This is a genomic window from Streptomyces sp. NPDC027663 (assembly GCF_055566415.1).
The window spans coordinates 228,601-243,600 of record NZ_JBVHSK010000005.1; the positions used below are offsets into that span (position 1 = coordinate 228,601).

The following is a 15,000-nucleotide window of genomic DNA, read 5'->3' on the forward strand; positions in this document are numbered from 1 at the left end:
CGAGGAAACGGGGGGTGCATGAGCACGGAAGCGCGGCACGCCCCCGTCCCGCGACGCCCGTCGACTCCGCCCGGACAGCCCGCCGCCAACGGCGCCGAACCGGCGACGCCGGGTGCGGCGGCGGGCCCCCCGCCCCAGCGCCCGCCGACGCGCTCCGCGCCGGTACGCCAGCCCCGTCGGACGCCGGACGCCGACCTCTGCGACGAGCCTTCCGTCTTCACCCCGCGCGGCACACGGCCGCCGGCCGGCCCGGCACCGCGAGCCGAGGGTGCCGGTACGGGCCGGCCCATCGGCGAACCCGGGTCCGCCGACCGGCCCGGGGCGGCGGACGCCGCCGGCCGTCCGAGGGTGCCGGCCGTCCGGCAACCGACGGTGCCCGAGGCCACCGCCCCTGTGAGCCCGCCTCCACCCCCGGCCTCGGCCCGCTTCCCCGACACACCACCGAGCACCGGCCGCGAGACCCGGCACGCCGTTCCCGGCACGGCAGATCCGGCACGCCCCGGCGCCCGTCCCCACCTTTCGTCAGCTCCGGCGGAGGCAGCGGGTCGTGGTGCGCAGGTGCGCGGTCCGGGAGGCCGGGAGGAGGCGCCCGGTCCTGGTGGTCAGGTGCGCCGTCCGGTGGGTCCGCCGGAGGCGGCTGGTCCTGGTGCGCAGGTGCGTGGTCCGGGGGTCCGGGAGGAGGTGGCCGAAGAGACGACAACCCGGCTTCGGCCCGGCAGGGACTCCCGTCGCCAGGGTGCCCCGGCGGAGACTCCTTCGGAGACGACCGCCCGGCTCCGTCCCATTCGCCCGCACGCCCCTGCTTCTCCGGCTCACCCGCCTCACCCTTCTCATACGCCAGCTCCTCCGCCCGCCTCAGCTCCTCCGCCCGCCTCAGCTCCTTCGTCCGGCTCGTCTCCGGCCTCCGCCTCGACAGCCGCGGCACGCCGTCCCGCCCCCGCGGCCGGTCGCCCGGCGTCCGCGGGGGCGGCGGCCGACCGCCGTACCGGCGTCGTACCCGCGCCCGGCGTCGTAGCCCCGTCCGGGGCCATGCCCGCACCCGGGACCGGTGTCGGCGGGGAGGGGGGCCGTGCGCGGGTGGAGGAGGTGCCCGCCTGGAGTCCGATGGGGCCCGGCCGGGCCGGGAGCCCCGCGCCGGACCCGGCGCACTCGTGGAGCGCCGGCCCGGCCGCCCGCCCCGTCGTGTCGTTCGCGGAACCCGAGGCGTTCGGCGAACGGTTCCGCCACCGGGTAGGACCCCGTACCGCCGCTGCCGCCGCCTGTCTGGTGCTCGGTCTCGGTCTCATCGGCGGTGCCGTGACCGGGAGCTGGCTCACCGGAGACGGCGGGGAGGAGAGCGCCGGCAGTGCGTTCAGCACCGCCGGGGCGCTCTGGCACAGCGTGCCCGTGGACGAGCTGTTCCCGCCCACCGTCCAGGGCACCGGTGCCGGACCCGGCGGCGCCGACCGCACCTGGACCCGGATCGCCGTCGCGCCCGACACCGGCTGCGCCCACGCCTTCGACCCGCTGCTGTACAAGGCCCTCGCCCCGGTCGGCTGCCGGCGGCTGCTGCGCGCCACCTACACCGACGCCACCCAGAGCTACGTCACCACCGTCGGCCTGCTCTTCACCAAGGCCGACCCGGCCGCCATGTCCGCGCTCGCCGCCCGCTTCCGGGACGAGCACCTGGACCGCCGGGCCGACCTCATGCCCCGGCCCTACCCCGCCAAGGGCACGGCCGCCGCCGTCTTCGGCGACAAGCAGCGCGCGTCCTGGACGGTCTCCGTCCTCACCGACGCCCCCGTCGTCGCCTACGCCGTCTCCGGCTGGACCGACGGCCGTACCGTCGACTCGCCGCAGCCCGCCGCGGACGCCGTCCGCTCCGGCGCCGCCACGGCACCAGCCCAGGCCGGCCTCGGCAACGAGGCCCAGGGCCTGGCCGACCGCATCGAACGGCGTCTGCGCAAGACCGTCGGCACGGCAACGGAGAAGCCCTCGTGAAGCGACCGATCAGCGCCGCCCGTCGTATCAGCGCGGCGGTGAGCCTGCTGCTCGCCGGCTCCCTCGCGCTGCTGCCCGCCACCACCGCGCACGCCGACGGCATCCGCGCCCAGCAGTGGGCCCTGTCCGGCCTCCACCTGGAGGAGGCCTGGCGGACCACCAAGGGACAGGGCATCACGGTCGCCGTCCTGGACACCGGCGTCGACGCCGACCACCCGGACCTCGCCGGCAACGTCCTGCCCGCCAAGGACATGATCGGCTTCGGCGCCCGGCGCTACGATCGCACCTGGGCCCGGCACGGCACCGCCATGGCCGGCATCATCGCCGGACACGGTCACGGCCCCGGCCACGGCGAAGGCGTGCTGGGTGTCGCCCCCGAGGCCAGGATCCTGCCCGTGCGGGTGATCCTGGAGGACGGCGACCCGGCCCGCGCCAAGGCCCGTACCACCCGGGGCAACGCCCTCGCCGACGGCATCCGCTGGGCCGCCGACCACGGCGCCGACGTCATCAACCTCTCCCTCGGCGACGACTCCGACTCCGCGCACCCGGAGCCGAGCGAGGACGAGGCCGTGCAGTACGCCCTCAAGAAGGGTGTGGTCGTGGTGGCCTCCGCGGGCAACGGCGGCGACAAGGGCGACCACGTCTCGTACCCGGCGGCCTATCCCGGCGTCATCGCCGCCACCGCGGTCGACCGCTACGGCACCCGCGCCTCCTTCTCCACCCGCCGCTGGTACGCGGCGGTCAGCGCGCCCGGCGTCGACATCGTCATCGCCGACCCGGACCACGAGTACTACCAGGGCTGGGGCACTTCGGCCGCCTCCGCCTTCGTCTCCGGGGCGGCGGCGTTGATCAGGTCCGCCCACCCCGGCCTGTCCCCGGCCCAGATCAAGAAACTCCTGGAGGACAGCGCGCGGGACGCCCCCGTGGGCGGCCGCGACGACTCCCGGGGCTTCGGCATGATCGACCCGGCGGCGGCCCTGCGGAAGGCCGCCCGCCTCACGCCCGAGCGCCTGCGCGCCGCCTCGCACGGTGACAGGTACTTCGGCGCCGGCCCGGACGCGGCCGGCGACACGAGCGGTGCCTCCGACTGGGCGGCCCCGCTCGCCGGCGGCGCGGGCGGAGTCCTCCTGGTGGCCGGGGTGATCCTCTGGCGGGGCCGCAGACGGTCGGCCTGAATCGCCGGGGACGCCCGGACCGCCGAAGACGACGGGTCGCCGCAGCGCCGGCTCGCCCGAACCGACGGATCGCGGACCCGGCGAACCGAGGCAGCGACGCGTCACCCGAAGCGGCAGCTCGCCCGAACCGACCGCCCGCGGAACCGACCGCCCGCGGAACCGACCGACCGAGGAACCGACCGACCGAGGAACCGACCGACCGAGGAACCGACCGACCGAGGCGGCGACGGCTGGCCCCAACCGACGGATCGCCCGAACCGACGGACCGAAGCTGCGACAAACCCAGGCAGCGGCGGATCGCGGAAGTGACGTCTACGCCTCATCCGTCGCCGAACGCCGTCAGCGCCGCCTTCGCCGCCGCCTCCACCAGCGTGATGCCCTTCTCCCGGGTGCCGGTGCCCTTCGACAGGACCGCCAGCAGGTAGTCGGTGCCGTCCACGGTGACCCGTCCGATGCTGTTCACGTCCCACAACCCCGTCGTGCCGCGTGCCAGCCACCCGTTCTTCAGTGCCCAGGAACTGTCCTCCGCGGCAGCCGAGACCCCCCACTGCTGGTCGGCCTCCACGCCCTTCATCAGGCCCTGGACGTACGTCCGTGACGTGGCGCTCAGCTCCGAGTCCTCCCCGAACACCTGCTCCAGCAGCACCAGTTGGTCCGCGGCCGTGGTCTGCGTCAGCCCCCACAGCCCGCCCTCGCCACCGGAGGTCCCCGTCAGCCCGAAGCGCTTGTTCGCCGTGTCGAGGCCGGCCGCTCGCCCGATGGTGTGCCACAGCTCCGTCGCCGACGTGTTGTCGCTGTTCTCGATCATCTTCGTGGCGTACGCCTTCTCGGCCGCCGTCAGCCGCCGCCCGGCGTCCTGTGCCTGGAGCAGCAGCGCGGCCAGGATGTCGACCTTGACGATGCTCGCCGTGTCGAAGGCCGCGCCGCCGTACACGGCGCGCTCACCGGAGTCCGGCTGCACCACCGCCACCGACACCTCCGCGCCCGACGGCACCGCGACCTTCGCCATCGCCGCGCTCAGCAGTGCGTCCCGGTCCTGAGCCGGCTCGGTCACGGATGCCTCCTCACCCGCCCCGGCCGGGACGGAGGCCGAGGGCGACGCCGCCGACGATACGGCCGCGGCCCCGGAGTACGCCCGGCTCTTCACGCAGACCGTGCCGCCGGCCGTCACCCCGCCCACGGCGACGGCGGCGAGCACGGCGCACAGCAGGGGACGGCGCCGGGACGGCCGCGCACGGCGGCGACGGCGGGTTCCGCAGGACTCCATGCCCGCGATGCTCGGGGCGCGGACTGTGCGCACCCTCGGACGGGCCTGAGAGCCGGATCAGGGAATGCCGGGCTTCCTGTGAAGGGCGTGTCGGTGGTGGCACCGGCCCCGCACGAGGCCGGCCGCTTCCCCCCTATAGGGTCGGTGACCGTGGCGAACAAGAACATTCCCGACTCCGGCTTCTCCGACGACGACGGCTCCGCCGACCCCCGGCTGAGCGCCGCGCTCGCCGCCTGGGCCGAGGACCGCAGCGCCCTCGGGCCCGTCCTGGAGGCGCTCAAGGGCGCCCGTCTGCTCGTTCCCGTCGTCGCCGTGCTCGGCGAGGTGGAGGAGGACGAGAACGGGCTGCGCCGCGAGAAGACCAGCGACATGGCCGTCCCCACCCTGAAGGCCGGCGACCGCACCGCTCTGCCCGCCTTCACCTCCACGGACTCCCTCGCCCGCTGGGACCCCGCGGCCCGCCCGGTCGCCGTGCCCCTGCACCAGGCGCTGGAGGCCGCCGCGCACGAGAAGGCCGACACGGTCGTGCTCGATCTCGCCGGACCGGTGCCGTTCGAGCTGACCGGACCGGCACTGCTCGCCCTCGCCGAGGGCCGCACCAGCACCGACCCGCTCGCCGACCCGGCCGTCGTCGCGGCCGTCCGTACGGCGGTGGCCGCGGAGCCCGCCGTCCTGCGCGCCCACCTCGGGCCCGGGCAGGCCGACGGCACCCTCGCCCTCGTCCTGGACCCGGCCGCCCCACCCGCCGAGGCCGCCCGCGCGGTCGCACAGCGCCTGGCGGCCGACGAAACACTGCGGGCCCGCCTGGTGCGCGGCCTCGACCTGGCACTGCTGCCGGCCGGGACCACGCCTCCGGGCGAGCCCTTGTACGTGAAGGAATGACGACGGCGGATCAGCCGTAGACGGGTCCGGTGTACTTCTCACCGGGGCCCTGGCCCGGGTCGTCCGGGACGACCGACGCCTCGCGGAAGGCCAGCTGCAGCGACTTCAGGCCGTCGCGCAGCGGCGCCGCGTGGAAGGAGCTGATCTCGGTCGTGCTCGCGTCCAGCAGGCCGGCGAGGGCGGTGATCAGCTTGCGGGCCTCGTCCAGGTCCTTGTACTTGTCGCCCTCCTCGCTGAGCCCGAGCTTCACGGCGGAGGCGCTCATCAGATTGACGGCGACCGTCACGATCACCTCGACGGCGGGGACCTCGGCGATGTCCCGGGTCATCGCGTCGAAGTCGGGGGAGTCAGGAGGGGTGTCACTCATGCCCCACACGATAGGTGGTGCAGCCCGGCGCCCTTCAATTCGCCCTTGTCAAGCGATCCTGGTAATCTGAAAGACGACCGGCCGGACATTCATGTGCCCGGCCCACAAGTGGAGGCTCCGATTCTCCCACCCGACCGTCCCCCGGGGCGGCGGGTCACCCGGTCAGGCGGCCACCATCGTTCCGTACGGACGATGGAGTCGCCCGAAAGTGCGCCCCGCGGCATCGCGGCGGTGCTCCGGTAGTGTTTTGGAGCCCCGCCTGTGATCGTCCGGGGCATTTTTTGTGCTTCGGCGCGGTTAGGTCTCACGAACAGAGACGTTACGCGGCTGTCCGCCAGACTGTCGCGTGGTGCTACCGAGGAGGATCCATCAGCGCCGAGCCCCGCATCAACGACCGGATTCGCGTTCCCGAGGTGCGACTTGTCGGTCCCAGTGGTGAGCAGGTGGGCATCGTCCCGCTCGCGAAGGCACTGGAGCTTGCGCAGGAGTACGACCTGGACCTGGTCGAGGTCGCGGCGAACGCCCGTCCGCCCGTGTGCAAGCTCATGGACTACGGGAAGTTCAAGTACGAGTCGGCCATGAAGGCCCGTGAGGCGCGCAAGAACCAGGCGCACACGGTCATCAAGGAGATGAAGCTCCGGCCGAAGATCGACCCGCACGACTATGACACCAAGAAGGGTCACGTCGTTCGGTTCCTCAAGCAGGGCGACAAGGTCAAGATCACGATCATGTTCCGTGGCCGCGAGCAGTCCCGCCCCGAGCTGGGCTACCGACTGCTGCAGCGTCTCGCGGAGGACGTCCAGGACCTCGGTTTCGTGGAGTCGAACCCGAAGCAGGACGGCCGCAACATGATCATGGTTCTCGGTCCGCACAAGAAGAAGACCGAGGCGATGGCCGAGGCGCGTCAGGCGCAGGAAGCCCGCAAGGCGGAGGCGAAGGCCAACCCCGGTCGTTCGCAGAACCCCGCCGAGGCCGAGGCGTCCGCCGAGGAGCCTGCCGAGGCGTGATCCCGGGGGACACCCGTCCCCAGGATGTAACCCAAGAAGAGACGACGCTCCACCGTGCCCGGTTTCAGGACCGGGCACCGGAGCGCCACCGACGAGGAGATAACGGCGCTATGCCGAAGAACAAGTCGCACAGCGGTGCCAGCAAGCGCTTCAAGGTCACCGGCTCCGGCAAGGTGCTCCGTGAGCGCGCCGGCAAGCGCCACCTGCTCGAGCACAAGTCGTCCCGCGTCACGCGTCGCCTCACCGGCAACGCCGAGATGGCCCCGGGCGACGCCGCGAAGATCAAGAAGCTTCTCGGCAAGTGACGTTCCGGCGCTCGCCATCCACTGAGCGCCGTACGCCAGGACCGGGACCCAGTCGTTTCCGGGTCGTGTGAGCATCACCACGACCCCGCTACAAGGAGTTAACAAGTGGCACGCGTCAAGCGGGCAGTCAACGCCCACAAGAAGCGCCGGGCGATCCTCGAGCAGGCCTCCGGCTACCGCGGTCAGCGTTCGCGCCTGTACCGCAAGGCCAAGGAGCAGGTCACCCACTCGCTGGTCTACAACTACAACGACCGCAAGAAGCGCAAGGGCGACTTCCGTCAGCTGTGGATCCAGCGCATCAACGCCGCTGCCCGCGCCAACGGCATCACCTACAACCGCTTCATCCAGGGTCTGAAGGCCGCGAACGTCGAGGTCGACCGCAAGATCCTGGCCGAGCTGGCCGTCAACGACGCGGGCGCCTTCGCGGCGCTGGTCGAGGTCGCGCAGAAGGCGCTGCCGTCGGACGTCAACGCCCCCAAGGCTGCGTGACGCTGCGCTGGCTCTGAGCCGACGTTCACTGGACCCGCAGGCTGTATGGCTTGCGGGTCCAGTCGTTGCCGCGGTGGTTCGGCCGTCGGTCGGCTGCCGGTGCGTCGTGGCCGGTCGCGCAGTTACCCGCGCCCCTTCGGGGGCTGGGTGCGTCGGTCGGCTGCGGGTGCGTTGCGGCTGGTCACGCAGTTCCCCGCGCCCCTGCGGGGCGTCAGCCCCGTCGGCGTCATGAAGAGAAGACCCTCCTGAAGGTGAAGCAGAGCATGTCCTCCGTCAGCCCCGAGCTGATCTCTCCCCGGTCCGCCCGTGTCTCCGCTGCTCGGCGGCTTGCCAAGCGGAACTTCCGGGGGAAGGACCGGCTGTTTCTCGCCGAGGGGCCGCAGGCCGTCAGGGAAGCGGCCGCGCATCGGGCCGGCGGGCAGGCCACACTGGTCGAGCTGTTCGCCACCGTCGAGGCCGCGGACCGGTACGCCGACATCGTCGGGGAGGCCCGCGGCGCCGGTGCCCGGGTCCACCTGGCCTCGGAAGAGGTCATCGCCGAGATCTCGACCACTGTCACCCCGCAGGGACTGGTCGGGGTCTGCCGGTTCCTGGACACCCCCTTCGAGGACATCATCGCCGCCCGGCCCCGGCTGGTCGCCGTCCTCGCCCACGTGCGCGACCCGGGGAACGCCGGCACCGTGCTCCGGTGTGCCGACGCCGCCGGCGCCGAGGCCGTGATCCTGACCGACGCCTCCGTCGACCTGTACAACCCCAAGGCCGTGCGGGCCTCCGTCGGCTCCCTGTTCCATCTTCCGGTGGCCGTCGGCGTCCCGGTCGAGGAGGCCATCGAGGGGCTCAGGGCCGCCGGTGTGCGCATCCTCGCCGCCGACGGGGCCGGCGACCGCGACCTGGACGAGGAACTGGACAAGGGCACCATGGGCGGGCCCAGCGCATGGCTGTTCGGCAACGAGGCCTGGGGGCTCCCGGAGGAGACCCGCGCCCTCGCCGACGCCGTCGTCCGCGTCCCCATCCACGGAAAAGCCGAGAGCCTGAACCTCGCCACGGCCGCCGCCGTATGTCTCTACGCGTCGGCCCGGGCTCAGCGCGCCTCCGGAGGGTGCCGAACCGTCACCCAGAGCTAGTAGGGTGACCAGCTCGGGGCCCTGCGCCGTCTGAGAGGTGGGGTACGGGGATGAGTGTGGCCGGCACGAGCACCACGCCGCAGGGACGGGACGTGCGGCGCACACCCGCGCCCCGGCCGGGCGAGCCCGGCCTCGCCGTCGACCCCGACGAGCTGCCCGACGGCCTCGTCGTCGCCGACGCGCACGGCCGCGTCGTCTGCTTCAACGCCGCCGCCGCCCGCATCACCGCCGTACGGCCCGCGGACGCCCTCGGCCAGTCCCTGGAGAAGGCGCTGCCGTTAGAGGATCTCGAGGGGCGCCGCTGGTGGCAGCTCACCGATCCCTACGGCGGACTCGCCATCCGCAAGCGCCAGCCCGAGCGCAACCTGCTGCTGCCCGGCGGCCGGGAGGTACTCGTCTCCGCCCGCTACGTGCGCGACGAGCCGCTGGGGCCCGTGCAGCGCGTCGCCGTCTCCCTGCGGGACACCGAGGCCCGCCGCCGCACCGAGCGCAGTCACGCCGAGCTGATCGCCACCGTCGCGCACGAGCTGCGCTCCCCGCTGACCTCGGTGAAGGGCTTCACCGCCACCCTCCTCGCCAAGTGGGAACGCTTCACCGACGACCAGAAGCGGCTCATGCTGGAGACCGTCGACGCCGACGCCGACCGGGTCACCCGGCTCATCGCCGAGCTGCTCGACATCTCCCGGATCGACTCCGGCCGGCTGGAGGTGCGCCGTCAGCCCGTCGACATCGGAGCCGCCGTCTCCCGCCACATCCAGGCCTATGTCGCCGCGGGCCAGCCCGCCGACCGCTTCCTGCTCCGCATCGAACAGCCGCTGCCCGACCTGTGGGCCGACCCCGACAAGATCGACCAGGTCCTCAGCAACCTCATCGAAAATGCCGTGCGGCACGGCGAGGGAACCGTCACCATTGACGTCACGCCCTCGGCGTCCCCGCGCGAAGGCGAGGAAACCGGCACGTCGGTCACGGTGAGCGACGAGGGGCCCGGCATCCCGGAGGAGTCCATGAACCGCGTCTTCACCCGCTTCTGGCGGGGCAGCAAGCGCGGTGGCACGGGACTCGGGCTGTACATCGTCAAGGGCATCGTGGAGGCCCACGGCGGCACCATCACCGTCGGCCGCGCCCCCGAAGGCGGCGCCGAGTTCCGATTTACGTTGCCCGTGAGCGCGCCGGCGTATCTCGCCTAGCGGCCCACGGGCCATTCGTCCACCCCCACCCCGTTAGACTCGGCCTTTGGCACCTTTGTGTCCTTCACACGGCCCGCGCAGAAGCTCGGCGAGTTTCTGGGAGTGCCTGAGTCGGTGACGGGGACCATCCGCCAGCCAATCGGAAGCACGGGAAGAGATGTCGGCACCCAATAAGTCGTACGACCCTGTCGAGGTCGAGGCGTTGAAACCGGAAGAGATCGAGCGCATGCGGGACGAGGCGCTCGCCGCCTTCGCCGCCGCGGGCTCCCTCGACGCGCTCCACGAGGCCAAGGTCGCCCACACCGGCCCCGCCTCCCCGCTGGCCCTCGCGAACCGCGAGATCGGCGCCCTGCCCCCGCACGCCAAGGCCGAGGCCGGCAAGCGCGTCGGCCAGGCCCGCGGCGCCGTCAACAAGGCTCTCGCCGGCCGCCAGGCCGAACTGGAGGCCGAGCGGGACGCCCGCGTGCTGGTCGAGGAGGACGTCGACGTCACGCTGCCGTACGACCGCGTCCCGGCCGGCGCCCGGCACCCCCTGACCACGCTCTCGGAGCGCATCGAGGACATCTTCGTGGCCATGGGCTACGAGGTCGCGGAGGGCCCGCAGGTCGAGGCCGAGTGGTTCAACTTCGACGCCCTCAACATCGGCCCGGACCACCCGGCCCGCGGCGAGGCGGACACCTTCTTCGTGCAGACGGCATCCGACAGCGGCTCCGCCGCGGGGTCCGGCGGCACCGAGTCCGGTGTCGTGCTGCGCACCCACACCTCGCCGGTGCAGATCCGCTCGCTGCTCGACCGTGAGCTGCCGGTCTACGTGATCTGCCCCGGCCGTGTGTACCGCACCGACGAGCTGGACGCCACGCACACCCCGGTCTTCCACCAGGTCGAGCTGCTCGCCGTCGACGAGGGCCTGACCATGGCCGACCTCAAGGGCACCCTGGACCACATGGTCCAGACGCTGTTCGGCGAGGGCATGAAGACCCGGCTGCGGCCGAACTTCTTCCCCTTCACCGAGCCGAGCGCCGAGATGGACATGCTCTGCTACGTGTGCAAGGGCGAGTCCGTCGGCAACCCCGACCGGCCCTGCCGCACCTGCTCCAGCGAGGGCTGGATCGAGCTGGGCGGCTGCGGCATGGTCAACCCGCGGGTGCTCACGGCCTGCGGCGTCGACCCGGAGAAGTACAGCGGCTTCGCCTTCGGGTTCGGCATCGAGCGGATGCTGATGTTCCGCCACAACGTCGAAGACATGCGAGACATGGTCGAGGGTGACGTCCGGTTCACCCGGCCCTTCGGGATGGAGATCTGATGCGGGTCCCGCTTTCTTGGCTGCGGGAGTACGTCGACCTGCCGGCCACCGAGACCGGCCGTGACGTCCAGGCCAAGCTCATTTCGGCCGGTCTGGAGGTCGAGACCGTCGAGCAGCTCGGCGCCGACCTCAAGGGCCCGCTCGTCGTCGGCCAGGTGCTGACCATCGAGGAGCTGGAGGGCTTCAAGAAGCCCATCCGCTTCTGCACCGTCGACGTCGGCCAGGCCAACGGCACCGGCGAGCCCCAGGAGATCGTCTGCGGCGCCCGCAACTTCGCCGTCGGCGACAAGGTCGTCGTGGTCCTCCCCGGCGCCACGCTGCCGGGCGGCTTCTCCATCGCGGCCCGCAAGACGTACGGCAAGACGTCCCACGGCATGATCTGCTCCGGTGACGAGCTGGGCATGGGCGACGACGGCAGCCACGGCATCATCGTGCTGCCGCCGGAGACCGAGGTCGGCAGGGACGCCATCGAGCTGCTGGAGCTGGTCGACGAGGTCCTGGACATCGCCGTCACCGCCAACCGCGGCGACTGCCTGTCCATCCGCGGCGTCGCCCGCGAGACGGCCATCGCCTACGGCCTGCCGCTGCGCGACCCGGCCCTGATCGACGTGCCGGCCCCGAACGCCTACGGCTATCCCGTCCAGGTCTCCGACGCCGCGGGCTGCGACCGCTTCACGGCCCGCACGGTCACCGGCCTGAGCCCCGAGGCCCGCTCGCCGATCTGGCTGCAGCGCCGCCTGCAGAAGGTCGGCATGCGCCCGATCTCGCTCGCCGTCGACGTCACGAACTACGTGATGATGGAGCTGGGCCAGCCGCTGCACGCCTACGACCGGGGGCTGGTCCAGGGCACCATCGGCGTGCGCCGGGCCGAGGAGGGCGAGAAGCTCGTCACCCTCGACGGCGTCGAGCGCAAGCTGCACGCCGAGGACCTCGTCATCACCGACGACCGCGGCCCCATCGGCCTCGCCGGAGTCATGGGCGGCGCCAACACGGAGATCGCCGACCACGAGGCCACAGAGGACGGGGTGAACGGGACCACCGACGTGGTCATCGAGGCCGCCCACTTCGACGCCGTCTCCGTCGCCCGCACGGCCCGCCGCCACAAGCTGCTGTCCGAGGCGTCCCGCCGCTTCGAGCGCGGTGTCGACCCGCAGGCCGCCGCTGCCGCCGCGCAGCGCACCGTGGACCTGCTGGTGCTCCTCGCGGGCGGCACCGCGGAAGCCGGCGTCACCGAGATCATCGCGCCCTCGGCTCCGCACACGATCACCGTCCCGGCCGACCACCCCGACAAGGTGGCGGGCGTCGAGTACGGCCGCGAGACGGTCGTGCGCCGCCTCCAGGAGGTCGGCTGCGACGTCTACGGGCAGGACGAGCTGATCGTCACCGTCCCGTCCTGGCGTCCCGACCTGGTCGACGCGAACGACCTCGCCGAGGAGGTCATCCGGCTGGAGGGGTACGAGAACCTGCCCTCCACGCTGCCCCGGCTGCCCTCGGGCCGCGGCCTGACCCACCGCCAGCGGCTGCACCGCCGGGTCGGCCGGGCACTGGCCGGCGCCGGTTACGTCGAGGCACCGAACTATCCGTTCGTCAGCGAGCAGGTCTTCGACCAGCTCGGCCTGGAGGCCGACGACCCGGCCCGCCGTGTCGTGAAGCTGGTCAACCCGCTCAACGACGAGGAGCCCGCGCTCCGTACGACGCTGCTGCCGGGCCTCCTCGGCGCGCTGCGGCGCAACGACGGCCGGGGCTCGCACGACCTGGCCCTGTTCGAGACCGGGCTGGTCTTCCTCCCGCGCGAGGAGCAGCGCGCCGCCACGCACCTGCCCGTCGACCGGCGTCCCACCGACGAGGAGCTGGCCGCCCTGAACGCCGCGCTGCCCGACCAGCCGCGGCACGTCGCCGTCGTCCTCACGGGCGCGCGCGAGCAGTCCGGCTGGTGGGGCGGCGGCCGCCCGGCCGGGTGGGCCGACGCCGTCGAGGCGGGCCGCGCCGTGGCGCGTGAGGCCGGTGCGGAGCTGGTCGTGCGCAAGGGTCAGTACGGTCCCTGGCACCCCGGCCGCTGCGCCGAGCTGGTGGTCGTCGCCGACGGCACGGAGAAGGTCGTGGGCCACGCGGGAGAACTGCACCCGCGTGTCCTGAAGGCCCTGGGCCTGCCCGAGCGCACCTGCGCGATGGAGCTGGACCTGGACGCCCTGGAGGCGGTGGGCGACGCCACTCCGCAGGCCCCGGGCATCTCCACGTTCCCGGTGGCCACGCAGGACGTCGCTCTCGTCGTCGACAAGCCGGTCCCGACGGCCGAGGTCGAGGCGGCGCTGCGCGAGGGTGCGGGTGAACTCCTCGAGTCCATCCGGCTGTTCGACGTGTACGAGAACGCCGAGCAGCTGGGTGACGGCAGGAAGTCGCTGGCGTATGCGCTGCGGTTCCGGGCGGGTGACCGGACTCTGACCGTCGATGAGGCGTCGGCGGCCCGCGACGCCGCGGTGGCCCTCGCGGGCGAGCGGACCGGGGCGGTCCTCAGGGGCTGATCGCCGTAGAGGGTACGTGTGCGGCCGGCCGCGGGTTCTCCGTGGCCGGCCGCGCGGTTCCCACGCGTCCCTTGGGGACGCTTGCGCTCCGGCCGGCTGCATAAATGCAGGTTGGTCGGGGTTGCCTCACTCGTTCGGGTGGTCCTCCCAGGTGATCCGGTCCTCCCGGTCCACGCCGTCGACAGAATCGGACCGGCCTTTCGGGGTCGGTCCGTCTGCTCTGTCAGGGCCCACATGGGGGACCAGAGGCATGATCCGCATCAAGGCACGGGCACCCACCGCGCGGGGAGTCGTTCTGCCCACGGTCTGGGGAGCCGTGGCCGTCGGCTACAAGTTCGGCTGCCCGCTCGCCCAGCAGGACGGGCTCGGGGCGCGCATCGTCACCAGCGCCGTGTTCTTCGCCGTCGGCACCGGCCTCATACTCCATGTCCGCCGCGCCCTGCTGCGGGAGCTGCGGCTCGCCCGGCGGGCGGCGCGGGTGGCGCAGAGTGTCGTGCTGCGTCCGCTGCCGCCGCGCCTCGACGGGCTCAACGTCGCCGCCGCTCAGCTGTCCGCCGACCGGGGCGCGAGCGTCGGCGGGGATCTGTACGAGGCCGTCGTCACCGAGCACGGGGTGCGCGTGGTGATGGGGGACGTACGGGGACACGGACTGGCCGCTCTGGGCACGGTCGCCGCGCTGCTCGGCAGCTTCCGGGAGGCCGCCCACGACGAGCCCGAACTCGGCCGGGTGCTGGGCAGGCTGGACCGGGCCCTTGCCCGGCACCTGAGGGAACGCGCCCGGGCCGAACACCCGGCGAGCGGCGCCGCGGACCCCGACAACCCGGTCGCCGAGGAGTTCGTGACCGTACTGCTCCTGGAGATCGGCAGGGACGGTGAGATGCGGGCCCTCAACTGCGGCCACCCGTGGCCGTACCTGCTCAGTGGCGCGCGGGTCGACCCGCTGACCCGGGCCGATCCGCTGCCGCCCCTGGGGCCGTTCCCGTTGCCGGCGGACCTCGAGGCCCGCCCGTGCGGCCGCCTGCTGCCGGGAGAGTCGCTCGTGCTGTTCACGGACGGCGCGGAGGACGCCCGGGACGGCCGGGGCCGGTTCTTCCCGCTGCCGAGGACCCTGCGTGAAGCCGTACGGGACCACCCGGTCTCCCCCCAGACGATCCTGCGCACGCTCTTCACGGCGCTGTTGCACCACACGGGCGGCAGGCCGACGGACGACGTGGCTGTGCTGGTGCTGCGGAACGACCGCCGGGTCGCAGCGGCGGGCCCGGCCAAGCCACCGCTTTTCGAGGGGGAGCCGGCGGCTTGGCCGGCATCTCAGTGAACCGGCCGGACACGCTGGGCGACAGTGCGTGCACGCCGCGGATGCGGGCACTTCGTTCACACCCCGTGTGAACCCGT

The 15,000-nt window shown here is 73.0% G+C and carries 13 protein-coding genes; 11 read left to right on the forward strand and 2 right to left on the reverse strand.

The annotated features are described in order from the left end of the window. The first annotated feature begins 1,029 nt into the window (after positions 1–1,029). On the forward strand, positions 1,030–1,980 hold the full coding sequence (locus tag ACZ4SF_RS16535) for a hypothetical protein (RefSeq protein ID WP_468384235.1): 951 nt from the start codon (positions 1,030–1,032) through the stop codon (positions 1,978–1,980). Further along, positions 1,977–3,155, forward strand: a complete 1,179-nt coding sequence (mycP, locus tag ACZ4SF_RS16540) for a type VII secretion-associated serine protease mycosin (protein WP_468384238.1) — start codon at positions 1,977–1,979, stop codon at positions 3,153–3,155. The genes ACZ4SF_RS16535 and mycP overlap by 4 nt, the downstream gene beginning before the upstream one ends. Before the next feature lie 319 nt (positions 3,156–3,474). On the opposite strand, the gene ACZ4SF_RS16545 is transcribed toward mycP, so the two are convergent. Continuing rightward, the gene (locus ACZ4SF_RS16545) at positions 3,475–4,422 is read right to left on the reverse strand and encodes a serine hydrolase (RefSeq protein WP_468384241.1); all 948 of its coding nucleotides are present in this window, start codon (positions 4,420–4,422) and stop codon (positions 3,475–3,477) included. A 150-nt stretch (positions 4,423–4,572) separates the two neighbouring features. Between ACZ4SF_RS16545 and ACZ4SF_RS16550 the strand changes: the two genes are divergently transcribed. Continuing rightward, a complete protein-coding gene (locus tag ACZ4SF_RS16550; protein WP_468384244.1) occupies positions 4,573–5,304 on the forward strand; it encodes an SseB family protein in 732 nt (243 codons plus the stop codon). A 10-nt stretch (positions 5,305–5,314) separates the two neighbouring features. Here ACZ4SF_RS16550 and ACZ4SF_RS16555 read toward each other — a convergent pair whose 3' ends face one another. Next, entirely contained in the window at positions 5,315–5,671 is a 357-nt protein-coding gene (locus tag ACZ4SF_RS16555) for a DUF1844 domain-containing protein (protein WP_468384247.1), read from the reverse strand. Positions 5,672–6,039: 368 nt separating this feature from the next. Here ACZ4SF_RS16555 and infC point away from each other — a divergent pair, with 368 nt between their 5' ends. The 8 genes from infC (at position 6,040) to ACZ4SF_RS16595 (ending at position 14,923) form a co-directional block, all read left to right on the forward strand. Further along, positions 6,040–6,678 (forward strand): translation initiation factor IF-3, encoded by a 639-nt coding sequence (gene infC / locus ACZ4SF_RS16560; RefSeq protein WP_229854162.1) that lies wholly within the window; start codon positions 6,040–6,042, stop codon positions 6,676–6,678. 110 nt (positions 6,679–6,788) lie between these two features. Further along, the gene (gene rpmI, locus ACZ4SF_RS16565; protein ID WP_004933563.1) at positions 6,789–6,983 is read left to right on the forward strand and encodes a 50S ribosomal protein L35; all 195 of its coding nucleotides are present in this window, start codon (positions 6,789–6,791) and stop codon (positions 6,981–6,983) included. A gap of 105 nt (positions 6,984–7,088) precedes the next feature. Next, positions 7,089–7,472, forward strand: coding sequence for a 50S ribosomal protein L20 (gene rplT, locus ACZ4SF_RS16570; protein WP_004002577.1), 384 nt, complete (start codon positions 7,089–7,091; stop codon positions 7,470–7,472). Between the two features lie 263 nt (positions 7,473–7,735). Next, a complete protein-coding gene (locus ACZ4SF_RS16575; RefSeq protein WP_468384250.1) occupies positions 7,736–8,596 on the forward strand; it encodes a TrmH family RNA methyltransferase in 861 nt (286 codons plus the stop codon). Positions 8,597–8,646: 50 nt separating this feature from the next. Then, a complete protein-coding gene (locus ACZ4SF_RS16580; RefSeq protein ID WP_468384253.1) occupies positions 8,647–9,783 on the forward strand; it encodes a sensor histidine kinase in 1,137 nt (378 codons plus the stop codon). A 157-nt stretch (positions 9,784–9,940) separates the two neighbouring features. Continuing rightward, positions 9,941–11,086 (forward strand): phenylalanine--tRNA ligase subunit alpha, encoded by a 1,146-nt coding sequence (gene pheS / locus ACZ4SF_RS16585; protein WP_468384256.1) that lies wholly within the window; start codon positions 9,941–9,943, stop codon positions 11,084–11,086. Further along, on the forward strand, positions 11,086–13,608 hold the full coding sequence (pheT, locus tag ACZ4SF_RS16590; protein ID WP_468384259.1) for a phenylalanine--tRNA ligase subunit beta: 2,523 nt from the start codon (positions 11,086–11,088) through the stop codon (positions 13,606–13,608). The genes pheS and pheT overlap by 1 nt, the downstream gene beginning before the upstream one ends. Positions 13,609–13,858: 250 nt before the next feature. Further along, complete coding sequence (locus tag ACZ4SF_RS16595; RefSeq protein WP_468384262.1) at positions 13,859–14,923, forward strand: PP2C family protein-serine/threonine phosphatase; 1,065 nt, start codon at positions 13,859–13,861, stop codon at positions 14,921–14,923. Positions 14,924–15,000: the final 77 nt, after the last annotated feature.